At 54.2% G+C, this 25391-nt stretch carries 24 protein-coding genes; 6 read left to right on the top strand and 18 right to left on the bottom strand.

The features are described 5' to 3' along the window. Positions 1-11 precede the first annotated feature (11 nt). From mutL to NSU18_RS01665, 4 genes are all read right to left on the bottom strand, one after another. Positions 12-2114 carry a DNA mismatch repair endonuclease MutL gene (gene mutL, locus NSU18_RS01680; protein ID WP_341148025.1) on the bottom strand — a complete coding sequence of 701 codons (2103 nt, stop codon included), beginning with the start codon at positions 2112-2114 and terminating at the stop codon, positions 12-14. 552 nt (positions 2115-2666) lie between these two features. After that, on the bottom strand, positions 2667-5525 hold the full coding sequence (gene mutS, locus NSU18_RS01675; RefSeq protein ID WP_341148024.1) for a DNA mismatch repair protein MutS: 2859 nt from the start codon (positions 5523-5525) through the stop codon (positions 2667-2669). 295 nt (positions 5526-5820) lie between these two features. Next, positions 5821-6981, bottom strand: coding sequence for a putative amidoligase domain-containing protein (locus NSU18_RS01670; RefSeq protein ID WP_341148023.1), 1161 nt, complete (start codon positions 6979-6981; stop codon positions 5821-5823). 35 nt (positions 6982-7016) lie between these two features. Continuing rightward, positions 7017-7190 (bottom strand): hypothetical protein, encoded by a 174-nt coding sequence (locus NSU18_RS01665; protein ID WP_341148022.1) that lies wholly within the window; start codon positions 7188-7190, stop codon positions 7017-7019. Between the two features lie 178 nt (positions 7191-7368). On the opposite strand from NSU18_RS01665, the gene NSU18_RS01660 reads away from it, so the two are divergent. Further along, complete coding sequence (locus tag NSU18_RS01660) at positions 7369-7551, top strand: hypothetical protein (RefSeq protein WP_341022441.1); 183 nt, start codon at positions 7369-7371, stop codon at positions 7549-7551. A 493-nt stretch (positions 7552-8044) separates the two neighbouring features. Here the strand turns inward: NSU18_RS01660 and NSU18_RS01655 are convergent, their stop codons facing one another. From NSU18_RS01655 to NSU18_RS01625, 7 genes are all read right to left on the bottom strand, one after another. Then, the gene (locus NSU18_RS01655) at positions 8045-8602 is read right to left on the bottom strand and encodes an outer spore coat protein CotE (protein ID WP_341022442.1); all 558 of its coding nucleotides are present in this window, start codon (positions 8600-8602) and stop codon (positions 8045-8047) included. 282 nt (positions 8603-8884) lie between these two features. Further along, entirely contained in the window at positions 8885-9904 is a 1020-nt protein-coding gene (locus tag NSU18_RS01650; protein WP_036699042.1) for an HD-GYP domain-containing protein, read from the bottom strand. A 136-nt stretch (positions 9905-10040) separates the two neighbouring features. Next, positions 10041-11030: an aromatic acid exporter family protein gene (locus NSU18_RS01645; protein WP_341148021.1), complete on the bottom strand. Its 990-nt coding sequence runs from the start codon at positions 11028-11030 to the stop codon at positions 10041-10043. 95 nt (positions 11031-11125) lie between these two features. After that, positions 11126-11878 carry an ABC transporter permease gene (locus NSU18_RS01640; protein WP_445321842.1) on the bottom strand — a complete coding sequence of 251 codons (753 nt, stop codon included), beginning with the start codon at positions 11876-11878 and terminating at the stop codon, positions 11126-11128. Between the two features lie 80 nt (positions 11879-11958). After that, positions 11959-12738, bottom strand: a complete 780-nt coding sequence (locus tag NSU18_RS01635; RefSeq protein ID WP_341148019.1) for an ABC transporter ATP-binding protein — start codon at positions 12736-12738, stop codon at positions 11959-11961. Between the two features lie 14 nt (positions 12739-12752). Then, on the bottom strand, positions 12753-13763 hold the full coding sequence (locus tag NSU18_RS01630; RefSeq protein ID WP_341148018.1) for an ABC transporter substrate-binding protein: 1011 nt from the start codon (positions 13761-13763) through the stop codon (positions 12753-12755). A gap of 228 nt (positions 13764-13991) precedes the next feature. Next, entirely contained in the window at positions 13992-14636 is a 645-nt protein-coding gene (locus NSU18_RS01625) for a hypothetical protein (RefSeq protein WP_341148017.1), read from the bottom strand. Between the two features lie 183 nt (positions 14637-14819). On the opposite strand from NSU18_RS01625, the gene NSU18_RS01620 reads away from it, so the two are divergent. Further along, positions 14820-15059 (top strand): hypothetical protein, encoded by a 240-nt coding sequence (locus NSU18_RS01620; RefSeq protein WP_036699054.1) that lies wholly within the window; start codon positions 14820-14822, stop codon positions 15057-15059. A gap of 760 nt (positions 15060-15819) precedes the next feature. On the opposite strand, the gene NSU18_RS01615 is transcribed toward NSU18_RS01620, so the two are convergent. Beyond that, positions 15820-15957 carry a hypothetical protein gene (locus NSU18_RS01615; protein WP_179090468.1) on the bottom strand — a complete coding sequence of 46 codons (138 nt, stop codon included), beginning with the start codon at positions 15955-15957 and terminating at the stop codon, positions 15820-15822. Between the two features lie 328 nt (positions 15958-16285). On the opposite strand from NSU18_RS01615, the gene NSU18_RS01610 reads away from it, so the two are divergent. Further along, positions 16286-16912, top strand: a complete 627-nt coding sequence (locus tag NSU18_RS01610; RefSeq protein ID WP_341022452.1) for an FMN-dependent NADH-azoreductase — start codon at positions 16286-16288, stop codon at positions 16910-16912. Positions 16913-17145: 233 nt separating this feature from the next. Here the strand turns inward: NSU18_RS01610 and NSU18_RS01605 are convergent, their stop codons facing one another. The 5 genes from NSU18_RS01605 to NSU18_RS01585 form a co-directional block, all read right to left on the bottom strand. After that, positions 17146-17451 (bottom strand): hypothetical protein, encoded by a 306-nt coding sequence (locus NSU18_RS01605; protein ID WP_341148016.1) that lies wholly within the window; start codon positions 17449-17451, stop codon positions 17146-17148. Between the two features lie 87 nt (positions 17452-17538). After that, complete coding sequence (rsgA, locus tag NSU18_RS01600) at positions 17539-18630, bottom strand: ribosome small subunit-dependent GTPase A (RefSeq protein WP_445321841.1); 1092 nt, start codon at positions 18628-18630, stop codon at positions 17539-17541. 540 nt (positions 18631-19170) lie between these two features. Continuing rightward, on the bottom strand, positions 19171-19842 hold the full coding sequence (locus tag NSU18_RS01595) for an HAD family hydrolase (RefSeq protein WP_341148014.1): 672 nt from the start codon (positions 19840-19842) through the stop codon (positions 19171-19173). Between the two features lie 155 nt (positions 19843-19997). Continuing rightward, complete coding sequence (locus NSU18_RS01590) at positions 19998-20456, bottom strand: DUF3939 domain-containing protein (RefSeq protein ID WP_341022457.1); 459 nt, start codon at positions 20454-20456, stop codon at positions 19998-20000. 120 nt (positions 20457-20576) lie between these two features. Further along, entirely contained in the window at positions 20577-21173 is a 597-nt protein-coding gene (locus NSU18_RS01585) for a DUF2087 domain-containing protein (protein ID WP_341022459.1), read from the bottom strand. A gap of 199 nt (positions 21174-21372) precedes the next feature. Between NSU18_RS01585 and NSU18_RS01580 the strand changes: the two genes are divergently transcribed. Both NSU18_RS01580 and NSU18_RS01575 read left to right on the top strand, forming a co-directional pair. Further along, a complete protein-coding gene (locus tag NSU18_RS01580) occupies positions 21373-22359 on the top strand; it encodes a YpdA family putative bacillithiol disulfide reductase (protein ID WP_341148013.1) in 987 nt (328 codons plus the stop codon). A gap of 20 nt (positions 22360-22379) precedes the next feature. Continuing rightward, entirely contained in the window at positions 22380-22823 is a 444-nt protein-coding gene (locus NSU18_RS01575) for a DUF441 domain-containing protein (protein WP_340753298.1), read from the top strand. Between the two features lie 106 nt (positions 22824-22929). On the opposite strand, the gene NSU18_RS01570 is transcribed toward NSU18_RS01575, so the two are convergent. Continuing rightward, positions 22930-24678, bottom strand: coding sequence for an ABC transporter ATP-binding protein (locus tag NSU18_RS01570; protein WP_341148012.1), 1749 nt, complete (start codon positions 24676-24678; stop codon positions 22930-22932). Between the two features lie 119 nt (positions 24679-24797). Between NSU18_RS01570 and NSU18_RS01565 the strand changes: the two genes are divergently transcribed. Beyond that, positions 24798-25313, top strand: a complete 516-nt coding sequence (locus NSU18_RS01565; protein WP_341022464.1) for an ADP-heptose synthase — start codon at positions 24798-24800, stop codon at positions 25311-25313. Positions 25314-25391 lie beyond the last annotated feature (78 nt).

The raw sequence follows: 25391 nt of genomic DNA, 5'->3' as shown, positions 1-25391 counted from the left end.
CAATATAGCCACTACATAACGCGCTTAAACAGCTTCTCCAGATCATAGGCCGAGAACGACACAACGATCGGGCGTCCATGCGGGCAGGTATAAGGCTGACGGCAGGCTGCGAGCCTGGTGAGTAGCGATTCCACTTCCAGCTCTGTAAGCTTCTGGTTGGCTTTGATCGAAGCCTTGCAGGAGCAGAGAATGGAGGATTTCTCGCGCAGCTTGGCGAGGTCAATCGACCGTTCGCTCAGCACCCACTCTGCCATCTCTTCAATGACCGCCTTCTCGTCTCCTTCCGGGAACCAGTACGGCAGGGAACGGACCAGGAAGGTCTGGCCGCCAAAATGCTCCAGCACGACCCCGGCCTGCTCAAACCAGTGGAGCCGTTCGCTAAGCTGCCTGCTCTCCGAAGGCGTGAACTCCAGCGTAATCGGCAGCAAAAGCTCCTGCGAGGCATCTTCCGGCTTGCCGAATTTCTCATAATAAAATTCATAATTCACCCGCTCATGCGCAGCGTGCTGGTCAATTAAGTACAGCCCGCTGTCATTCTGGGCGATGATATAGGTACCGTGATGCTGGCCGATATAATTCAGCTCAGGAAACTGCGGAAGACCAGTGTCAGTCTGCTCAACAGGTGCGTACAGCTCCCCGGCCGCCTGCTGCTGCCCCCGGCCAGCGGTGGCTGTCTGAGGACGATAGCTGTCGCGGAGGCCGTTAAACGGCTGGCGGTAGGAACCCTGGGTGGCGTTACCGCCGCTGTATGCAGCGGCCGTCTCTCTGGCCTGCTGATCCTGTGCATTGCTTCCGCTATAAGGCCGGGTATTCCCGGATGCTTGGGAAGCAGCGTAAGTGCCGCCAGCGGCAGGGTTGGCAGCTTCCGTTAATGGACCAGCACTGCCAGAGAACGGGACGCCGCTCCGTCCGCTGGTAGGCGGCTGACTGCCCGCAGCAGCGCCACCACCGCCAGGCATTCCCTGGCCGTAGCTGCTCGGAGCTGCTGACTTTTCTGTACCTCCCGCTTCCGTAGCTTGCTGGAAATTGCCCGGAGCTGCGCCTTTGGAGAAGGCGAATTGCTCCTGAATGAATGAGCTGCTATTCTTGCCGCCGATGATCTCCTTAGTAGGGCGTGGAATCAGGCTCTGGCCCATCAGCAGCGAGCGGAGCTGCTGTTCTATGAACCCGTACAGCTCCGGTTCTTTGCTGAAGCGCACTTCAAGCTTGGCCGGATGCACGTTAACATCCACCAGTGACGGGTGCATCTCCAGCTTCAGGACCAGCAGCGGATAACGGTTAATCGGCAGCAGCGTGTGGTAAGCACGCATGATGGCCGCATTCAGTCCGTTGCTGCGGATGTAACGGCCACCGACCAGCGTCGTAACCGCATTGCGGTTCGAGCGTGTCCATTCAGGACGGCTGATATAGCCGGAGATCCGGAAGTCCGGATCTTCCGCCGTCACCGGGAGCATGGCCTTGGCTGCTGAGGTGCCGTATACAGCAGCAATCACCTGCAGCAGGTCTCCATTGCCCAGCGTATGCAGCAATTGGTTGCTGTTATGCTGGAGGGTGAAGGAGATATCCGGGTGAGCCAGTGCCATCCGGTACATGGCATCCGAGATATGGCCCAGCTCGGTCTGGATGCTTTTCATATACTTCAGGCGGGCAGGCGTATTATAGAACAGCTCCCGCACCGTGAGGTCACTGCCTTGGCCGGAAGCCGCATCTTCATTGCGGATCAGCCTGCCGCCCTCAATGTCCAGCACCCGTCCCTTCCCGTCGTCTCCGCTGGCCGTCAGCAGGGTCAGCTTCGATACCGCTGCGATACTCGCAAGCGCTTCTCCACGGAAGCCGAGACTGGTGATCTGGAAGAGATCACGGCCGCTGGCAATTTTGCTGGTCGCATGGCGGTAGAAGGCAGTCTCGCAGTCCTCCGGCTCGATCCCCGAGCCGTTATCCTTCACCCGGATGCTCTGCAGTCCCCCCTCTTCCACAGAGACTTCAATACGGGTGCTGCCCGCATCGATCGCGTTCTCGACCAGCTCCTTTACCACAGAAGCAGGACGTTCGACTACCTCCCCGGCAGCAATCTGGTTGGCAATATGCTCATCCAGCACATGAATTTTAGCCATATTCGTTCACCCCGCATTTATTTAATTTATAAATATTATTTAACATTTACGGACTGTAACATTCGGGCCGTGTGCCCGCTTGCGAGTACAATGTATGCTGTTTTCACATACATTCGGACCGCGTGTCTGCTTGCGAGCACAATGTATGCTGTTTTTCACATACATTCGGGCCGTGTGCCCGCTTGCGAGCACAATGTATGCTGTTTTCCATATACATTCGGACCGGGTGTCTGCTTGCGCGAGTACATTGTATGCTGTTTTCCACATATATTCGGACCGGGTGTCTGCTGGCGAGTACAATGTATGTTGTTTTCCACATACATTCGGACCGGGTGTCTGCTTGCGAGTACATTGTATGCTGTTTTCCACATATATTCGGGCCGCGTGCCCGCTTGCGAGCACAATGTATGCTGTTTTTCACATACATTCGGGCCGCGTGTCTGCTTGCGAGCACAATGTATGCTGTTTTTCACATACATTCGGGCCATATTCCGCTGTACAGCCAATTGTATTCGGTTTTAAGCGTACCTTCACGGCAGCAGTTCCGCTGAACTACAGCTCTCTTGCCTTCAGCTTCAGTTCGTTCAAGAGGCCCATCGCTTGCAGCGGGGTCATATTCATCAGATCTGCGCCTTGCACGGCATTGATTAGCTCTTTGATCAGCGGATTGTCTTTGACGGCTGGTACCGCTGCCCCACCCTTGCGGTTCTTGCGCGGCTCCTCCTCACCAAAAATAGACAGCTGCACTACTTCATTGTCCTCTTCCTCTGCAGGAGAAGCAAGGGATGCAGCAGCTTCCCGCTGTCCGGCAGCCATAGAAGCTGTTGCTTCGGGATACGCGTCTGGATATGCCGGAGCTTGTGTGGTGCGTTCAAGCGAATAGGAATGGCTTCCTGTGGCAGCTCCTTCTCCGGTATCCGGCATCTGCGCAGCGGTAGCCTGATGCTCTTGTATAACCGTTCCGCTCCCGCTCCGCTCACTGTAACCCGTGCCGTAATTCAGCGCTGCGACGCCCGGCGGAGAAGCCTGTTCAATGCTCTGAAGCAGCCCGTAAGCCCGGTCGATAATTCCTTCCGGCAATCCAGCCAGCCTTGCACAATAGATCCCGTAGCTGCTGTCCGCAGCTCCCGGCACCAGCTTGCGGAGGAAGTTCACCTTGTCGCCGCTTTCCTGGACCGCCATGGAATAATTCCGCAGACCGCTAAGGCTCTGCTCCAGATGGGCCAGCTCATGGAAATGCGTGGAGACCAGTGCCTTGCAGGCAATGGTATCATGCACATATTCGATCACCGCCTGGGCAATCGCCATCCCCTCGCTGGTCGAGGTCCCCCGCCCCAGCTCATCGATAATGATCAGGCTGCGGGCGGTTGCTTTCTCGGTCATGACTTGAATGTCGGCCATCTCGACCATGAACGTGCTCTGGCCGCCGATCAGGTCATCCGCTGCACCGATCCGCGTGAAGATACGGTCGATCAGTGCTACCTCAGCACTGGCCGCAGGCACGAAGCAGCCGATCTGGGCCATGATGCAGATGAGCGCCACCTGGCGCATATACGTGCTTTTTCCGGCCATGTTCGGTCCTGTGATCAGCAGGATATTGCCCTCGTCCTTACTGAGTGTGCTGCCGTTGGCAATGAAAGCCGAATCCTTCAGCACCGCTTCTACGACTGGATGGCGTCCGCCTTCAACCCGCAGATCGTAGCTGTCGGACAGCTTAGGCTTCACGAACCGGTGCTCCGCGCTGACCGCTGCGAGGCATTGATACACATCAATCTCCGCCACCTTCTCAGCCAGCGCCTGCAGGCGCGGAACCTGGCTGCTGATCCGCTCGCGCAGCTCGGTGAACAAACTGTACTCCAGATCTGTCATCTTATCCTGGGCTTCCAGGATGAGCGCTTCTTTCTCCTTCAGCTCAGGAGTGACATAACGCTCAGCATTGGCCAGTGTCTGCTTGCGCTCGTAACGGCCTTCCGGCAGCGAGGACAGATTGGAGCGGGTAATTTCTATATAATAGCCGAAGACTTTGTTGTAGCCGATCTTGAGGGATTTGATCCCCGTCACCTGGCGTTCCTTCGCTTCAAGCTCGGCAATCCAGCGCTTGCCGCTGCTGCTGGCTTCCCGCAGCTCATCCAGCCGCTCATGGTAGCCCGCGCGGATAATTCCGCCGTCACGCACGGACACCGGTGCATCCTCCACAATCGCCCGTTCAATATCCTCTCGAAGCTCCGCGCATTCATCCATGGATGCGCCAATCTCCCTTAAGGTAGAAGAGCCGGAAGTCAGACACATCTCCTTCAACGCAGGAATCTGGGCCAGAGACAGTCTGAGTGCATTCATATCCCGCCCGTTCGCGCTGCCGAAGGCAATCCGTCCGACCAGCCGCTCCAGATCGTAAATCTCCTTCAGCGCTCCGCGCAGATCCTCGCGGACGATGAACTGGTTATACAGATAATCGACGGCTTCCAGACGGCGCTCAATCGGCGCGCGCTGCAGGAGCGGCTTATCAATCCGGCGGCGCAGCAGACGTCCGCCCATCGAGGTCTCGGTGCGGTCCAGGAGCCATAGCAGCGAGCCTTTCTTGGAGCGTTCCCGCACGGTCTCGGTCAGCTCCAGATTCCGCCGGGTGAACGGATCAAGAATCATATAATTCCCCGGCTCGTAAGGTGAGATCTGGGTAAGCTGTCCCAATGAACGGCGCTGGGTCTCGCTGAAATAGGAGATCAGCAGCGCCAGGGCACGGCCGCGCTCCTTCTCCAGCCGGACCCAGGCCGCTTCGCCGAACTGGCGGCGGGCCAGCGCTTCCTCCTGCTTATCCCACGGGGTATAGACCACAGGCTTGGCCAGCAAGGAAGCCTCACTGCGCAGCTCCTCCAGGAGGGCTGAATCCCCGATAATCTCCGCAGGCTCATAGATGCCAATCTCGTCGCGCAGCCACTCGGTGCTTGCGAGTACCGAGGTGACATACAGCTCACCTGTCGTCAAATCGCAGGCGGCCAGCGCCATCATCCCGTCTTCCTCTGTTACACAGACGAGGTAGTTGTTGCTTTTGTCCGAAATGATCTTGCCGTCCATCACCGTACCCGGTGTTACGACCCGGACGATATCGCGGCGGACCATCCCTTTGGTCACCGCAGGATCATCCAGCTGCTCGCAGATCGCGACCTTGTAGCCCTTCTCGATCAGTCGCTGTATGTACCCCTCGGCGGCATGATACGGCACACCGCACATCGGAATTTTTTCCCCAATGCCGCCATCGCGGCCTGTTAAAGTAATCTCAAGCTCTTTGGATGCAAGCAGTGCATCCTCGAAGAACATTTCATAGAAATCGCCCAGACGAAAGAAAAGGAAAGCGTCTTTAGCCCCTTCCTTGACTTTGAGATACTGCTGAATCATCGGCGTATAGTTTGCCATCGTCTACCTCCATACCTACTTCATACTGTCCTCTATTATAGCAGAAACTCCGCTCCCCGGGTTACCCCCGGCACACACGAAGCATGTGCTAAAGCTGGGGCTGGTGTTTAGGGCGCTGGCAAACGGCGAATCTGCTGCAGTAAATGCAATTGCTATGATAATTACTTCGTTATTTAGAGTAGTCATTGAGCATAGTAGTTTGTTAAAAAATAGCCGCCATACTAACAGCGTCCTACACCTAGCGGTGCAGAAAAGCTGTAAACGGCGGCTATCGGGACTTGACGGACGGCAGGCTCTATTGAAAAGCATCCGCCCGCCCGGACGGCAGCGCCCCGGAGTCCGGCGGGGCGCTCCGTACCCAGGAGCCGCGGATATCCCGCGACTCATCCCAGCTCTGCTGCTCCGCTATGGCGCGCAGCAGCGGATCAATCCACCGGGCGGCGGCTGCGTAGCCGCCCAGTGCGCGCAGCTGCGCCTCCAGGGGAGGCCAGGCTGTGCGCAGAAGGTCTTTGCCGCCGCTGTAGAAGGCGGCATGCAGGTCTTCCCGGTCGAGCGGGCGCAGCGGCAGGTCTTCATAATGGCTCACGATCAGGTGAGCCAGGCAGACCGCGCCTTTGGCGATGACCGGGGAGACCAGGAAGCTCGGCAGGGTCCGGTACTCGAAGCCGCCATGCGGCTGAGGACGGAAATCGCCGAGCACGCCATAGCGGGGACGCCGGGCCGCAGCCCGGATGTCCTCCAGCAGGAACAAGGGCAGCGCTAGATAGTTATCTAGCGCACGCAAGAGCGGCGCACACAGCGTGACGCCGCTGAAGTGCAGGTGGCCGCCGAGGGCCCAGCCCCGCAGCGGCATACCTCCCGCCCGCCAGCGCAGCGAGCGGTCGGCAATGAGCCGGTCCGCCTCGCGTGCGGCGGACATCAGCTGCGCCAGCAGCGCGCGCGGTTCCCCGCGCGGCGCAGGGCGCAGCTCCGCCACCGGGAACACGCCGTGCGTTCCCGGGGGTCCGGCGTCGCAGCCCGCGACGCCGTCCGTGGGCAGGTACCGCGACGCCGGCACGACGCGGCCCGTGGATTCCCGGAGCAGCAGGAACTCCGGGTCCATGCCCATGAGCAGCCCGGGCCGGCCCGGCTGCTCACTGTCAAGCATCCGCGCAAGCGCTGCGGATGCTGACTGGTATGGCTCAGGCAGTGTTCCTGCGGGATCAGGCACCACCGGAGTGATGCCTGTCACCATGTACCGCCGCCCGCCCATAGCCCGCAGCTCCACCTCACCGCTGTCCAGCCCCAGACTATACAGTGCCCGCACCGCTGCCGTCCGCAGAACCCCCGCAACTCCCCGCAGCTCCATGCCCCCACCACCTAAGCCGCCAATCTCATCCACGCCACTCCCAAACTCCCCTTGCCCTCCAGCTCCCACTCTCCCGCTCCCATACTCATCCTGCCCCCCAGCTCCCACTCTCCCGCTCCCATACTCCTCTTGCCCTCCAACTCCTACTCTACCGCTCCCATACTCACCATGCCCTCCAACTCTTCCCCTGCCACCCCCATACTCCTCTTGCCCTCCAACTCCTTCTCTACCGTTCCCATACTCACCATGCCTTCCAACTCTTCCCCTGCCACCCCAATACTCCCCTTGCCCTCCAACTTCCCCACCATCACTTCCATACTCCCCTTGCCCTAGCGCCCCTCTCCCGCCACTCCCATACTCACCCTGTCTTACAGCTCCTAACCCGCCACACCGATCCCCGCCCAGCCCTCCAACCCCCAGCGCCCCGCCCATCGCCGCTCCCGCTCCAAGCGGCTGGCAGTCCAGCACAGCCAGATTGAAAATGAGCACGCGGTAGTGCTGCCTGTAGCTTACGGGGTCTTGTCCATGCGGGTGGGTCTGGGGAACTCTTGTATCTTGTCGCCTCGCCCCTCTAGCGATAGAGTCAGAGTCGGCCTCTATCCCGCAGCGCCGGAGCCTGCGCTTAATCTGCTCCGGCGCAAGCTGCCGGAATATGTTCAGCCCTTCATTCATGTCTAATGCCTCCGCCCATACGAAAATCCCTCAGGGCCATATCCCCTCGCGCACCGTCCAGTAACCGGACAATACCCTTTGAGCGATAAGCCGCTGAGGAAAACAGACCCCCAAATATTCAAGTGGAAATAGCACAATTATCCTAACGAAACTCTACCGCATGTACACGAGAACCCGAATACAGATCACAAATATAAGTCCCGCATAAAAATTGAACCCGAGTCTTGATCGCCGCTGCGGTGTTTAGTTGGACAGCCGAACGCCGCCCTATTTAAACTTCCTGATGACTGCCGCTTCTCCGGCGCAAGCCTCCCCTTCCGCATCCCTGTACCTTGAAGGATAATTTATCATGTGGAACATATAAATTCTGGCGTAATATTTTCAAAAAAATATATTGGCATTTTAAAAAAAAGAGGGCATTCGCCCTCTACGCCGCTGCCCTCTCATCATATAATGGATCATAACCCACACAGTACTTCAGGCAGCGGCGTATTCGTTCCTACAACTCATCATCCAGAGCGTCAGGGTCCAAATCATCGTAATCATAATTCTCGCCTTCAAAATCATAATCCTTGTCTTCCAGATCGTCACTCTGATCACTGACATACACGCGGACCTTGGTCTCAGCCACCAGTTCCGCCTCGAACTCGCGTTCCACCCGGAGTGTCACACTGCCTCCGCCCGGCGATACCCCGGCTTCCACACAATTGGGTTCCTGCGTTGCCTCCGCAGAGACCTGTGCCGTGGAAGCACGGTGTCTCGGGTCGAGGTACGACAATGGAATAAGCTCCACATAGGAGACCGTTTCCTTGGCAACCTCGGTCTGCTTGTTTTTGTCGTACGAATACCAGATGTTCACATCATAGGTACCGATTACTTCGATTCCGTTCCCGGCGGCAACCGCTTCGTACTGGTGGTTAATGATCCAAGCCCCCAGAATACTAGTCGGATGATGTGGCGGAGTCACGGTATGGGTTGCTGTAGAGAACTTACGACCTTTGCCGCAAATTGCCTTCGTAATGATCTCCCTTGTTTGACGTTTATGGCTTAATGACATCTTTGAACCTCCTCCATACAATCATTCACTATCAAGTGTATGCACGTTCTGGGCATTTGTTGATTGTTAGAGTAGAAATAAATTTGGGTAAGCCCTCAGATGCCGTAACTGAAGCCCTTTGCTTCATTTTATTGCCGGATTTAGTCCATTATGAGTCGTAATGTATGATGCAAAGCCTATAAATTTTTATATTTAACAAAAATAGCGGCTCCCCCGAACCGGGAAAACCGCTACTTTTTGTTGTGCCAACATTCTTATGCCGGATAGGGGTAAAGGCCCCTGCTAGGAAAGTACACGTACGATGCCAAGCTGCCGGTGGCGGCTGAGATCGATGAAGTCCTCACCGATGTTCACCAGCGGACGCAGCGGGTCATGGGCCAGAATCATAATGATTTTGCCGATCTGCCCGTCCGTCAGGAGCACCTCATTGCCGATCATCGACTGCATCAGCTTATTAATGAACACACTGCAGATATACGGGTCCAGCTTGCCGTAGACATTCTCGTCCATCTGCTTAAGCACCTCATACAGCGGCGCGGCTGTACGGTAGAACCGGTCCGAAGTCATCGCGTGGAAAATATCCGCCACCGCTACGATCTTGCTGAAATCCGTAATCCGGTGGCCCAGCACGCCGAAGGGATAGCCGCTGCCGTCCATCCGTTCGTGATGCTGCAGCGCCACGAGCGCCTGCATATGATTGGTGCCCACCGTATCGCGGATCATCTCATAGCCATAGGTCGTGTGCTTCTTCATCAGGGCATATTCATCCTCACTCAGCGGACCCGGCTTGGTCAGGATTTCGGCCGGAATCATAATTTTGCCGATATCATGCAGCGTCGCAGCAATCGTCAGCATACTCAGCTCGTCCGGCTTCAGCTTCAGCCATTTGCCGAGCAGTGTAGAGATGATCCCTACCGCCACATTATGCCTGTATGTATAATCATCCTTAGTCTGCAGCGCAGACAATATTCCAAAGAAATCATTCTTCTCGCTCACCTGCTGGATGAACGGGATCACTTCATTCCTGAGCTCAATCATCGGCAGACGCTTCGTCTTCGTATAGCGCAGCTGTTCAAAAATACTCTCCATTGCCGCCGTACAGTCATCCACAGCCAGCTGATAGAATGCAGCGCTGTCGACCTGGACCACATCCTGCGGCTCCAGAACGATCTTGTGCTGCGTAATCAGGCGGATATGCTCTCCGGTGAGCAGGGTCAATGCCGGCAAGACAAATACACCGCTATGATTAAAAAGGTTCGCTACCAGCTGTTTGCCGATATATTGATCATTGCTGTTATTCATATTCCTCACCTGCCAGACCAAGATTCTTGGGTTATGGACATCACTTAAGAGACAAGCTCACTTGAGGTGCTTATGATTCTTATCGTTATTTTACACCGGAATGTGAATACCTGACACCTAATTTACATGGATTTGCTTACGCTTTGCTCTTCGCAGGCTGCTTGTCCTTCGCCGGACGCAGCTCCACCGGGCTTTTATAGCGCTTGGCGATCTTAAGATACAGCGCCAGCTCGCGGCATAATTGCAGAATCGCGGAGCGGATCTCGAATTCCTCACGCGAATCCGGCAGCTCCATCTCCTGGAACTCCTGCTGCAGCTCCTCCAGCAGCCGTTCGGTCCGGCCGGTATATTCCTCAGCCAGCACATCGCCGCTAAGCTGGTCGAACAGTTCTGCCACCATATCTCCGTGCGGCAGCTGCCGGTAGACCTGCGAGAGCAGCTGCATCATATTCTGGATGGACTCCAGCTGCTCCTTACGCATATAGAAGTACACATTCCAGGCTTCATCCGGGTGGATCACATGATTCTCCATTTCCCTGGATGCCGCGCTCAGCCCCTTCTGCACAGCCTCCCCTGCCCCGATCAGCTCTTTCCCATCCCAGATATAACCGGGATCACGGAGCGTTCTGGCCATTTGCCGGAAGATAACCGAGAAATAGCCATCCACCTCTTTGCGGATGCCTGCAATGATCCCGCCGGTCTGCGGCATATAGATGAAGTTCACAAGTCCGGCCGAGCCGAGGCCGATAATCAGCAGCTCCACCTGCTGCAGCAGGATATGGACCGTGATATCAGCTTGTCCAAATACACGGAACACGATAACCGAGCTGGTGACGATCCCTTCCTTGAAGCCGGATTTGACAATCAGCGGGAAGCCGAACAATACATACAGTCCGAGTACCCAGTAATGAAAGCCCAGGGCCCAGAACAGAATACAGCCCAAAAAGAGTCCCACCAACGAGGCGAAGAAGCGCGCCGTAATCGTGCGTAGACTCCTTTTGCGGGTCGTTTCCACCCCGAGAATAGCCAGCAGTCCCGCGCTTTGCGCATTAGGGATACCAGCGGCGGCTGCCAGCAGAATAGACAGCAGAGTTGCAGCCGCCGTTTTAATAATACGAAATCCCATGTGAATATCTCTCCTACACCGTTAAGCTTCAACATTCAGATAAAGATATAGTCATGGTACAAGATTTTGCCGAGAGACACAATATGACATGGTTCTTACCGCCCTGACAGCAGCAGCTTCTCCACATACACCACCAGCTGGTACATAGCCGTAGCCACAGCCGCAATAATGAGCAGGCTCGACATGACCAGGGTGAAGTTGAACACCTGAAAGCCGTAGATGATCAGATACCCCAGCCCCGATTTCGCCACCAGAAATTCACCGACAATGACGCCGACCCAGGACATGCCGACATTCACCTTAAGGGTGGAGACCACAGCCGGGAACGACGCAGGGAGAATGACTTTGCAGAACTCCTGGCTCTTGGAAGCGCCGAAGGAGCGCACCACCTTGACCAGATTCGGGTCCACGCTGCAAAAGCTGTTGTACACTACCAGAGTCGTGATAATCACGGTAATCGATAAGGTAGTAATAACGATGGCAGTGAAGCCTGCCCCGAACATGACAATGAAAATCGGCCCGAGTGCCACCTTCGGCATACTGTTGAATACAACCATATAAGGGTCCAGAACGGCGGACAGAAAAGGTGACCACCAGATGACGACAGCCAGCAGCGTCCCGATTAAGGTACCCAGAATGAAGCCCACCGCTGTCTCGCCCACGGTCATTCCCAGATGCGGCCACAGACTGCCGCTGACCATGTCCTCCCAGACCTGCCCGAACACCTTCGTCGGATAGCTGAACAACAGCTCATCAACCCAGCCCATTCGGGCCCCGGCTTCCCAGAGCACGAAGAACACCAGCAGCAGGCTGCTCCGGACCATAATCACCTGACTCTTGCGGCGCAGCTTTTTCCTCCTGTAATCCGCATGCTTCTGTTCCAGCCACTGCGCACGGGAGGCCGTCTCACGGGGCTGCGCTTCTGTATTCACATCTCTTCCCTCCCTGCCAGCTCCATTTCCTTCCATACCTCGTGAAAAAGCTCCGCGAAGCCCGGCAGGTCCCGCGCATACAGCGGCGGGGTGCGGCGGATCGCTTCCGGAATCTCAAAAATCCGGCGGATTCTGCCCGGATTCGGCTGGAGCAGAATGACCCGGCTGCTGACCGCAATCGCTTCAGACAGGTCATGCGTAACCAGAATCGCCGTGGTTCCCCGGCGCATCAGCGTCTCCGATACCAGATCCTCCAGCTGCAGCTTAATCTGGTAGTCCAGTGCCGAGAACGGTTCATCAAGCAGCAGCAAGCCGGGGTCGGTAGCCAGTGTCCGCACGAGGGCAACACGCTGGCGCATCCCTCCCGATAGCTGTGCCGGATAGGCTTGCTCCTTGCCTTCCAGCCCCATATCGGCCAGCAGCTGCAGCGATTTGGCACGAGAGCTTCCGGTGAGCCTTCCGGTCAGCTCCAGCCCGAGCAGCGCGTTATTCTCAATCGTCCTCCAGGGAAAAAGATAGTCCTGCTGGAGCATATAGCCGACCTCCGGCGAAGGACCCGCGGCCTTACGTCCGCTGAGCAGCACCTCACCGCGTGAAGGCTGCAGCAGCCCGGCGATGATCGACAGAATCGTTGTTTTGCCGCAGCCGCTCGGTCCGACCAGACTGACGAACTCGCCTTGGCCGACGCTGAGATTCAGATCTTCTATAGCAAGCGAAGCCTCGCGGTCTCCCAGATAGGCGTGCGTGACTTCCTTCAACTCGACTACTGGAAGCATAGTGGCCAGCCCCCTCACTCCTTAATGGTGCTCTCTGCCTGCTCTGCCAAGCTGTTGTTAACAATTTTAGCGGCAGGAATTCGTTCCTTCAGCTCACCGGCATGGTCAATGACATCCAATAGATTATTCCATTCCTTGTCATCGATCACAGGATTGACGGCATAGGTATCCTGCTCTTTATAGCGGCTGATGGCAGAGACCACAATGCCCCGGTCAATCTTTTCAAAATACGGCATTACCGCGTCAGCAATCTCCTCAGGATGATGAGCCTTCACCCATAACTGGGCACGCTGGACCGCATTGGTGAATTTCTGCACCGTATCCTGATTCTTAGTAATGTAGCTCTGCTTGGACATGAATACTGTATACGGCAGATAACCGCTCTCCACCCCGAAGGAAGCGACCACCTGGCCCCGGCCTTCACTCTCGAAGATCGATGCCTGAGGCTCGAACAGCTGCACATAATCCCCGGTCCCTGAAGCAAACGCCCCGGCAATGTTGGCGAAATCAATGTTCTGGATCAGCGTCAGATCCTTCTCCGCATCAATCCCCTTGCTGCGCAGCGTGAATGCGCCCGCCATCTGCGGCATGCCCCCTTGCCTTTGCCCCAGGAAGGTCGAGCCCTTCACTTTGTCCCATGTAAAATGGCTGTCCGGTGTACGCGCGAACAAGAACGTTCCATCCCGCTGTGTAAGCTGGGCAAAATTGATTACAGGATCATCCGCCCCCTGCTGGTACACGTAAATGGAGGTCTCCGAACCGACCAGCGCCACATCGATTGCCCCTGAGAGCAGGGCCGTCATGGTTTTATCTCCGCCAGGTATCGTCTGCAGTTCCACGTCCAGCCCTTCATCCTTGAAAAAGCCCTGTGATAAGGCCACATATTCAGGCGCATAGAACACGGAACGGGTAACTTCGCCGATCTTCACCTTGACATCACCGGATTTACTGCCGCAGCCTGCGAGAACAGTGCCGAGCACAAGCATTAGCAAGAACGGCAATGACAGTCTTTTGAACCCTTTCATCCCTTCCACTCCTTTCCTCCCGGGTCTTTCGCCCTTGCTCTATGCATATGCGGGAGTCTGTGGAAAGGTTAAAGCACAATAAGTAAAGCGCTTTCATTTTGTTCGTTTCATCAATTCCGCCCGCACGATGAGTGATCGCAGCGCCGTATTCACGCTGTACCAGACCAGCGAACCAGACTCATCGGAGTTGGACGGTGCTTCCGCCAAGGCTATTTTGCCAGAACAATTTTAATAGAGCAGCCATTCTTCAAAAGCATGACACAGCTCCGCCCGGGTCAGCGGGAACGCAATGATATATCCGTCTTCCTGCTCACTGCTGGTGCGTAGAAGCCATCCACCTGAGGAAGCTTCTATGTAAGAGATCTTCTGCAGGCTCCAGCCTTCCCCATTCCTCGCACATAACCGCAATTCACCGGACGCTGTCTGGTTCTTAAGTACTTTAGCCAATTCAGCAGAGCTGTCAGGATCACCCGTCTCCGCTTCCAGTGAAGCCGCCAGCACACACAAGGTCCATGTTCCGGCCTTCTCATGAATCGCCTCATAACTCCGTCTGGACAGGAATAACGCGGGAGAGGACTGGTTCCGGGGCTGCTCACACTCGAAGCAATTGAACAGGTAATAGCAGGCTCGCTTCACCTCTGCCGGCTCCTCCAGCTTGTAGGCGAAATCGTCCGCTTCCGTTAATCCTGTCAGGAGGATCTTATCCTTATGTACTTGCAGGCATACATCCTGCATATATTCACGCTCATTGAATTTCATTCTGCAAATCCGCTTGGAGCCGGAGGCTGTGTGCAGGAGCTCTGCCACCACTCTACGCTGGGTCTCACCCGGGAACAGATACTGTGCCAGACAGATGCAATCTTGCTTATTCACATTCTTTATCCCTTCCTCTATAACATACATGTAAGTATAACTGTAAATGAGTGGCTTTCAAAAAAACAGCAAAACTATAAAACTTGCAATCTTTATGTTATCATAAGCTAATTTTAAGGTAAAATTAAGAAAGACAGGGTAAGATCAATACCATGAAATACTTTTAGCGAGGTGGTTTTCAAAATGAGAATGCTCATCACATTTCAAAACAAGCTTGTCCCTGTATATTTCACAACAGAAAACAAACAGCCGACCCAAAAAGTACTTCGACTGCTAAACAGTACTCTTGAACTCAAAATTCAAAAAGGCAAAAACGCCCTGCAAACCTGTTTGAATTCCCTGATCAGTATCGAAATTAAAGGCTCAGAAGCTATATTGCACAGTTACAGTGAAAATGATTCATTGGCCTTATCCCTCTACTAAACAGAGGGATATTTTTTTGCGGAAGAATAAGATTACCTTCGCGGGAACTGTTTTTGACATACATTTGGTCCATATGCCTGCTTGCGAGTACGATGCATGCTGTTTTTGACATACGTTTGGTCCATATGACTGCTTGCGAGTACGATGTATGCTGTTTTTGACATACGTTTGGTCCATATGACTGCTTGCGAACACAATGTATACTGTTTTTCACATACATTCGGCCTTGAGTCACATTCAGTATCAAAGTCACACTACGATTCTTTCCAAGAATTCTTATTCACAAATGTACGCTCACCTTTTCAGCAGGAGGGGCTGTCTCAAAGGCCATGAAATGGAGGCTTAGGACAGCTCTTTATTGCGGAGTGGGATCAACGTGAGCACTTGGATGGACGCTCCGCAAACGGAACGTTGTTACAATCGCTGTTGTGTCCAGATTTTTTTCATTCCCGTTAGCGGTGAAAATCCGGACACAAAGGCGACCGCTGCCGCTGTTCCACATTCGTTCCGTCCGCTCCGCTGTATGAGCGGGAAACGACTCGCCTTCTATAAAAAAGAAACAAAAAAAATCGCTCATTTTGGTAAAATGGAGGTAGCACTTTGGGTTCCGGAGATTTCTGCAAATGACTGTCACCGCTCATAGAATTCACTTTTGAGACAGCCCCTATAATGTAAAAAAGCACATGCCCGCAAGTGAGGGATGCGCTTAGACTATGGTATACAGTGGGTTAGCATTCAACATTATACCGGATACCGGCAGTCAGCCAATCCGGAGGTTTCGGTTCTCTTCTTTCTCCGCCTTTTTAATTCGCAATTTGAACAACTTCACCAGGTTACGCCGGGTATGCTCTTCGTGACAGCTGTCCAGTTTCTTCAGGATGAAACGGTCGATGGACATGTCAATCGCTCCTTTAAATGGGGGCTTAGTCCCGTGATCTGGAGAGGGAATCATTTCCTCTACTCCTTATATCACCTATATAACCGGGCCGCTGATGCCTTAAACTTGTCCATGTCCACACCTGCACCGCTTGCAAAATTAGGCATACTACATATAGACCGTTCCCGGACGGTTCAGAACGCAACTATAGAAGATATGGTATATTTGCGAAGGATAGCAGCTTCTGTAGGCAGAATAAAAATTTTATCCGACGGATATTTACAAACTAAAAATTAAATGCTATATTATCGATAGTTAATATTAAATATATATCTAAGGAGAAATCATAATGTCGAATGTACTGTTTATCAAAGCTAATAACCGCCCTGCCGAGCAATCCGTAAGTGTTCAGCTCTACAACGAGTTCCTGGCCAGCTACAAGGAAACTCATCCGCAGGACCAGATCACTGAACTCGACCTGTTCGCTGAACAGCTTCCTTACTACGATAACACACTAATCACTGGTATATACAAAGCCGCTCAGGGCTTCGAAGCTACTCCTGAAGAAGCAGCAGGCGCAGCACTTGTGAAGAAATATCTGGACCAGTTCCTGGCCGCTGACAAAGTAGTATTCGCCTTCCCGCTCTGGAATATGACCGTTCCGGCTGTACTGCACACTTATATCGATTACTTGAACCAGGCTGGAACTACCTTCAAGTATACTGCTGAAGGTCCTGTAGGACTCTTGACTGGCAAGAAAGCAGCTGTTCTGAACGCCAGAGGCGGCGTGTACTCCGAAGGCCCGGCCGCAAGTGCTGAAATGGCTGTTAACTTCATCATGGGTAACCTGAACTTCTGGGGCTTCAAGGAAACTACACAGGTAATCATCGAAGGACACAACCAGAACCCGGACAAATCCGCTGACATCATCGCTTCCGGCCTGCAACTGGCTAAGACAGCAGCAGCATCGTTCTAATCTGCTATTACTTGAACCAGCATACGTAAAAAGGGGATGTCCCATAAGCCATGAAAAATGGCAGGGACACCCCTTGTTTTAGATTTGGATGGACGTTTGCGCTCTGTGTGGACGCTCCGCGAACGAAACGTTGATACAATCGCTGTGCTCGTAAGAATTTTTTTCATTCCCCTTAGCGGTCAAAATCCGGAGACTGCTGATGCTTCCGAAGCGAGCTTTCCTGCGGAAAGCTTTCAGGCGACCGCTGCCGCTTTTACGCGGGTCGTTCCGTCCTCTCCACTGTTTAAGCGGGATGCGAACATTCTTTTTAAAAAGCCAAAAACGGAAAGCAGCGATTCCCAATAACGGAGAACCGCTGCTTTTTTAATGCTTGAAGCTTTGCCACTTTTATCACAGTTGCTGAAGCAGATGGATTTTCTCCACTTGCTATTTAATAAGCCACCTAATTCCCCGAAATACTCATGTGTCACCAAATTAAGATACGTTTCTCCAACTAATCTCCAGGGTGACGTAGCTCCTGCTTGCACAATGCTCAGCATCCAGCAAGCTTATTCCGTTATGCAAACTTTCATCTATTCCCAAGCTCGCTTCCATGCTCCTACAACGCCCTGCAATGTCATCGCTGCTTAATATTCGTCCAGCACCCGCTGCCAGCTGTTGCCCTTAGCGCGGGGCGGAGTGCTTCTGGTAGAGGCCGCGGCTGTCTTGCGCTTCTGTCTCGCTTCCTTGCTGTTCTGGAATTGCAGCTCCTTCTGCGTCTTGTGGTAATTCTGCAGCCGCTTCCCGTCCAGTACACCGCTCGCGGCAGCCTCAAGCACGGCGCAGCCTTCCTCCCGTGTATGCGTGCAGTCACTGAAGCGGCATTCCGCCGCAAGGGTACTGATCTCACCGAAAGCCAGGTCCAGTCCTCCGTCATCCTCCCATAATTGCAGCTCGCGCATTCCCGGCGTATCGACGATGATTCCGCCGTCCGGGAGGACGAACAGCTCGCGGTGTGTAGTCGTATGACGTCCCCGGCTGTCCCCTTCCCGCACATCCTGGGTAAGCTGCAGATTGCGGCCGCTGAGCCAGTTGACCATCGTCGATTTGCCGCAGCCGGACGAACCGGTCAGCGCTACCGTCTGGCCGTTGCCGATGTAAGGCTGGAGCTCCTCCCGTCCGTCGCCCAGTAAGGCGCTGACCACATGGACCGGGACACCGGGAGCCGCCTGCTGCATTTCGGCCATTTTCAGCTCCGCATCTGTACATAGATCTGCCTTGGTCAATAGAATGACCGGATTCGCTCCGCTGTTCCAGGCCATAATCAGATAACGTTCCATCCGCCGCACATTGAAATCATCATTCAATGCACTGACCAGGAATAGAGTATCTACATTGGTAGCCACGATCTGCTCCTCCTGAGTCGGGCCCGCCACCTTACGCGAGATGACACTGTGACGGGGAAGCACCCCATGAATTACTGCATGCGCTCCTCCATCCTGCATCGCCAGGACCACCCAGTCGCCTACCGCCGGATACTCGCCGGACCCGCCGAGCGAATGCCGGAATTTGCCTGACAGCTCACCCCATATTTCACCTGCTGCGGTAATCACCCTGTATTTACTGCCGAAATCTCCGGCAATCCGGCCCGCTGCATAGTCCCTGTCGTCCAGCAGCCGCAGCTTCTCTGTCCATTTTCTGTTCCATTCTTCATTCCAGCCGTACTGTTCAAGCTTCATATCGATATTCATGCATTTTCCTCCTGAATGGGTATTATTTTCTCATATCTCCGCTTACCACACATCCATGTATCTCCGGGCAGCATTGGCTCCACATCCGTACACAAAAAAACCGCCGGAACCCAAAGGTTCCGGCGGCAGAGGCAGACCCGGCAGCGGGCTGGCCTATGCTGCTCTGCAGCAAAGAACCGCCCGCCGGGCAGAGTCATTCCAGAATAGCGGTGGCTACTCACTCCCTCTTAGGAAGAAGGAGCAGACACCGCTATTTCGGGCGTGAGCAGCAGACCTGCGCACGCAAAAAAGCCGCCGGAACCGATACGGTTCCCGGCGGCTCTAAAAGGCATCATAGAGCTTGCTCGTGAAGCTGGGATTGATTATTACTCCACAGCCGCTTTTCCCGGAAGACACGTATCCACAACAGTAGCAACCAATCCTGAACCGCTAGTATAAACTGCCATTTGACATCGTCTCCTTCCGAAATAATATGCTGTTATAATATACGGCCCGGATGCCGTTTGTCAACAGCAGGCCCTAACTTTCTTAAATAATGCCCCGCAGCTCATCCAGCTCTTGAATAACCCCGACCGGCTTCACATTCAGTGATTCATCCCAAGGGTGATTGCGTTTCAGCCAGATCGTATCCATCCCGCTTCTAGCCGCCCCCCAGATATCATTCACGGGATGATCCCCGATGAAGATAGTCTGTTCCGCCGTGGAACCCAGACGTTCCAGGGCTAACCGGTAGATCGCAGGATCAGGCTTGCTGATCCCAACTTCGCCCGAAATGACGATCGTGCGGAAGTAGCTGCGGAGTCCGAGCAGATCGATTTTGCCATATTGAATAGCTGTGCCGCCGTTTGTGACCAGTCCCAGCGGATATCCGCGTTCCCGGCAATACTCCAGCGTCTCCAGTGCATGCTTCATTATCGCCCCGTGGCGGATATAGGTCTCGTCATAATAGGCCCGGATGTCCGCAGCGGTCAACGCCTTCTCCCAAGGCAGAACCTCGCTCAGTTCCGCGAAGAACCCGTCCTTATCCCGGTATCCGTCGGCATCCCTGATAATCATATCCTCCACCACCTGCACAGCCTGCTCCCCGCTAAGATGTCCCAGGAAATCCTGCACAAACTTCATGCTGAAGCTGCGGAAGGTCTGATCACGGTCCATCAGGGTGTTGTCCAGATCAAACAGTAAAGCTTGTACCTCTCTCATGTCTACGCTCCCCTTCTGTCGTCCATTTCTGCGATAAAACACCAGATGCTTATTGTACTACGCCCCGTAGCGCAAAATAAAGACCATTCCGTCCGGAAAGACAACCTCTCCTTCGTCAGAATGGCCTGTATAGGGGAATCAGATAGGCTGAGCTGTCAGGATTCAAAATGCTCTGCCCGGTGCGTAAGCATCATTTCCTCGTCGGTAATATAGAGCGGAAACGGCGGTGTCTCCTTCAGATAACGCTCAGTGGACAGCAGCCGGTAATGAACCTCAGGGAGCCAAGCGTCTTCGAGCAGCGGCAGCTTGCCGGTGTCACTGATATAATTGTCTACCGCCGATTGAACCATGTCGAGGTAATATGGCACCAGCTTGTCAGATTCTTCAAAAATCTCAAAGGTCTCGCTGGACATATAGAATTTCTGCTGCGGGACTCCGCCTAAATATCGTTTGAGCCGGTTCAGGTCAATACTCTTATCTTCCTGGATCAGAGCGGTACGGTTAATGGGAGCGGGCATATCTTCTTCAAATTGCCTTACAGCCTGCTTGATCTGCGGCAAGGTAACGGTAGGATGATCGGGTTGCAATTTTTTTTTGGCACGTTTGAATATCATACTGAAGGTCTCCTTTCGAAGCTTATGTCAGATAACGCTTACAATACCATTTTATTCGTTATTTGAACAATTAATCAGCAGTTTCGCACTTGTCATAAAAAATCCCCATTTATTAGATCATTATTTGACATTTTCCCAGTGAGTCCATAACTCCGGGGGGTTAAGCTCGTACTTATCATTCTCCCGGTACATGAATTGGTGCATGATGAACTCACGGCGGATTGTGGCGTAATCATCATGGAACGGCTTAATGAACTCGTTGATCTCTTTCTCCGAATAGACTGTGCCCGGTTCGAGCTTCTCCACCATATATTGCAGCGCAATTAGTTTCTTCTTGTATTGTGCGGGAATCTGGCGCAGGCGTCCGTCTTTGGCAAAAAAATTACGGAGCACCGACTCCTTCAGACTGTGTTCAGGCGACTCTTCCTCCATCTCCTCCACCCCCTTTGCAAAAATAAATTTCAGCGAGGCCTCGGAGCCTGCCTGGATAAACTCGGGATTCAGCTTGAAATATACGGTATTCTTGTCTCTGCGCTCCAGAATCAGCGCGGCTTCACGCAGCTTGGCTGCATGATGGGTCACTGTAGGCTGTGACAGATTCAGCTTCTCGGCTAAGGCGTGACCGTGAACCTCGCCCCGGGACAGGAGCAGAAGAATGCGCAGCCGGGTGGGATCGGATAAGGCTTTGTGATAGGCGACAATTTTGTCGAGTTGCAAGCGGGATCACGCTCCTACGGATATTCGTCAGGCAGTCTGGGGGACCTGCCAATACATACTTTAGATATATATCTAATTATATACCCATCTTGTCATCTGATCAATCCCCAATTTGCGGAATTCACCGGCCATGGCAAAAAACAAAAATATAAGGTACCATTTACTGAATAGAATACTACCTTAGGAGGACATAGATATTATGCTAGACGTTATTATTATCGGCGCCGGTCCCTGCGGACTGTCTGCAGCCATCGAATGCCAGCGCCAAGGGCTCTCCAGCCTGATTGTAGAAAAGAACTTCATTGTCCATTCGATCTACCTGTATCCGACCAATATGCAGTTCTTCAGCACCACTCCGCTGCTCGAGATTGGAGATGTGCCCTTCACCTCTCCGAACGACAAGCCCTACCGCCATGAGGCTCTGGTCTACTACCGCCGCGCAGCCGCGCAGCATCAGCTTGAGATTGCCGCTTATGAAGAAGCGCTGTCCGTTCTGCCGCAGGAGGATGGCAGCTTCATTGTACATACGGTCAACAAGCGAGGCGAGGAACAGCAGCGCTACGCTGCGAACGTAGTCATCTCTACCGGTTACTTCGATCAGCCTAACCTGATCGGGATTCCCGGGGAGGAGCTGCCGAAGGTCACGCATTATTTTGGAGAGGCACATCCTTATTCGGGCATGAAGGTGGCTGTAATCGGGGGGAGTAATTCAGCGGTGGATGCTGCACTGGAGCTGCTGCGGGTAGGCGCCAAGGTGGATATGGTCTACCGGGGAAGCAGTATCTCGGACAATATCAAGCCTTGGGTGCGTCCGATCTTCGAGAGTATGGTGCAAAAGGGGAGCATCACGCTGCATCTGGAATCGCGCGTGACGGAGATCACCCCGGCCTCGGTTCTGATAACCTCGTCCGTGAACGGGGATACTACTGAGCTGGACAATGACTTCGTGCTGGCGATGACCGGGTTCCGCCCCAGCAGAGCCCTGCTCACCTCGGCCGGGGTGCAGATGGATGACTCTATGGATAAGCCAGCCTTTAATCCCGCAACAATGGAGAGTAATATTCCGGGTATCTATGTCGCCGGAGTTATCGCTTCTGGACGGAATGCCAATGAGGTATTCATCGAGAGCGGGCGGGGGCACGGCAAGCTGATTGCCGATCATATTGTGAGCACAAGGCTTACTTAGAGAAGGAGTGTATCCAAGCTATGGATATCACCTCGTTATTGCTGCTGGGTCTGGCAGCGCTCGGTGTCATCAGCAGCAACTCACCGATTACCATTGCCATGGTCGTGCTGCTGCTGATCCGTGTGCTGGGACTTCAGCAGGCTTTTCCCTGGCTGGAGAAATACGGGCTGACCGTCGGCATTATCATCCTGACCATCGGGGTCATGACGCCGCTGGCCAGCGGGAAGATCTCCCTCCAGACCGTCGGCCAGTCGTTCCTGCACTGGAAATCCCTGGCCGCCATCGGAGTCGGTGTCCTGGTCGCTTACCTGGGCGGACGCGGAGCCGTGCTCATGGGCAGCCAGCCGACCATCGTCGCCGGGCTCCTCATCGGAACCGTCCTAGGCGTGGCTCTGTTCAAAGGCGTTCCCGTGGGACCGCTGATTGCCGCAGGCATCCTATCGCTGCTGATTGGCCGGATGTAAGTCCAAAGCCATTTTAAGACCAAGGTAAAACTAAACAGGCTGCAAGTCCACTTACGCATGTGGAACTGCAGCCTGTTTGATTTAGATACGAATAGTATTAGTGACATTAAGCATCCAGCCGTTGAACGTTGAACAGCCGGGCGTAGCTCCCCGCAAGTCCCATCAGCTCTTCATGGGTGCCGCGTTCGGTGATCTCCCCGTTCTCCAGCACGATAATCTGGTCGGCATGGGTAATCGTAGACAGCCTGTGGGCCACAATCAGCGTCGTCCGCTCAGATGCGAGGGATTGCAATGCCTGCTGAATCAGATGCTCGGATTCCAGATCCAGCGCGGAGGTCGCTTCGTCCAGAATCAGCACCTTGGGGTCCTTCAGGAACACACGTGCAATCGCCACGCGCTGCTTCTGCCCGCCGGACAGCTTCACCCCCCGCTCCCCCACCTCGGTGTCATAACCTTCCGGCAGCTGCATGATGAAGTCATGGGCATTCGCGGACACCGCCGCCTTCATGACCTCCTCTTCCCCCGCTTCCGGGTTGCCGAACCGGATATTGTCGCGTACCGAGCCGCTGAACAGGAAATTATCCTGCAGCACCATGCCCACCGTCCGCCGCAGACTCTCCTGCGTCAGTCCTCGGATATCGTAGCCGTCCATGCGCAGACTGCCTTCGCTAATATCATAAAAGCGCGGGATTAGGCTGATCAGCGAGGATTTGCCGCCACCGCTCATCCCGACAAAAGCCACCGTCTGGCCCGGAGCGATACTCAGACTAATGTCCCTCAGCACCCACTCGTGCTCGTCGCTATACTTGAACCACACATTGCTGAATTCGATCTTCCCAGCTGGCTTCAGCAGCGGCTTCGCGTCCGGAGCATCGACAATATCATACGGCTCATTCAGCAGCTCCAGGACACGCTCAAGCGAGGCCGAGGCTTGGGTCAGCACGGTTGAGGAATTGATCAGCCGGCGCAGCGGCGCATACATCCGGTCCAGGTAGCCGAAGAAGGCCACGAAGGTTCCGAGGGTCAGATTGCCCTGGATGACCTGGTATCCCCCGTATCCGATGACAAGCAGCGGAGCAATATCGGTCAGGGTGTTGATAATTGCGAAGGTGAAGGCATTCCACCGCGTTTGCGCCAGCGCTTTTTGCAGAAACTTGCCATTGATCTTCTCGAACTGCTGCAGGTCTACCCGTTCCATCGTGAAGCTGCGGATGACCGCAATCCCCTGAATTCGTTCATGCAGATAGCCCTGTATGACGGCAAGCGCCTGTGACCGGTCTTTGGTCAGCACCTTTAGGCGTTTGTACAGCGTATTGACGGCAATGCCATACAGCGGCAGAATGGCAATTGCCACCAGCGTCAGCACCGGATTCAGATAGAGCATGAAGCCCAGGGCGAAGAGCAGGGTGAACATATCCAGCCAGACATTCATCATTCCGACCTCAACCAGGTTCTTCGACTGCTCCACATCGTTGATGAAGCGGGAGATAGCCTCGCCCACCTTCGTATTCTGGTAATAACGCAGCGACAGACGCTGTAGATGCCCGTAGAGCTTATTTCTCATATCGAATAGCACCTTGCTCGTAATCAGCTGGGCGAAATACTGGCGGTAATACTCCACCGGCCCGCGGACAATCACGAATAGAATAAGGCCCCCGCCTATCACCGTCATCAGCTTCGAGACCCGCTCCGCTATTGTCAGTGCGGGATTACCCAGCAGCTCATCGACCACATATTTCAGAATCATCGGAAGCGTGAGCGGAATGCTGAATTTGACCATCCCGATGATCAGAGTCAGCACAATCCATTTCATATACGGCCGAACAAAGGTATAATAAGATTTCCAGGATTTCACGGCGTGTCAGGTCCTTTCCAATTCATTCTTCATCAGGGTACAGTTGACATTTGCACGCTGCAGTGTTTTATTATTTTTAAACAGATACGGTTGCAGTACCGAAATTCAGGAGGATAATGATGCCCAGACAATTTGTGACGGAAGCCGTCATGATGGCGATTTACGGCCAGCTTCTCATCCCGCGGAGCCCTGTAGAATATATAGTCCCTTATACCACCATTATGGAGCTGTACGAGCTGCGGGACAGCGAAGAGCCGGTGATGAGCCAGGCGGATGATGACAAGCATGTCAGACTCAGAATCCGCGAGCTGATCAACTATTTCGAGGAGCCGCTGAATGCCAAGAAGATTAACCGCTGCCTGAACATCCCCTGGGCCAAAAGCTCCGGCATCCTCCTCGGCGGACACGCGCAGATCACCATCATCAACAGCATCGACAATGCCTCCTACGGCGAAGCCTTCGATCCGATTGAGACAGAGCTGCTGCTGGCGTCCCAGCGTGAGAAGGTGCCGATTCTGACCGACCAGTTCGAGCTGATCCAGCGCATCATTGAAGGCGGGGTTCCCGTCCAGGTGTATGACATTGATGATTTCGAGTTCGCCATGGAGGAAGAAACCTTCCGCAGCTCGCACTAGGGGGCGCTCTGCAACAGAACGTTGTTCCCACCGATGATATTACCTGCGTTCAGCAAATGTATGCTGTTTTTCGCATAC

The sequence above is a fragment of the Paenibacillus sp. FSL H8-0048 genome, assembly GCF_038002825.1.
In the GTDB taxonomy this organism is placed as follows: domain Bacteria; phylum Bacillota; class Bacilli; order Paenibacillales; family Paenibacillaceae; genus Paenibacillus_AQ.
Note: the sequence above shows the minus strand (reverse complement) of the source record. Positions and strands in the feature narration are given on the sequence as shown.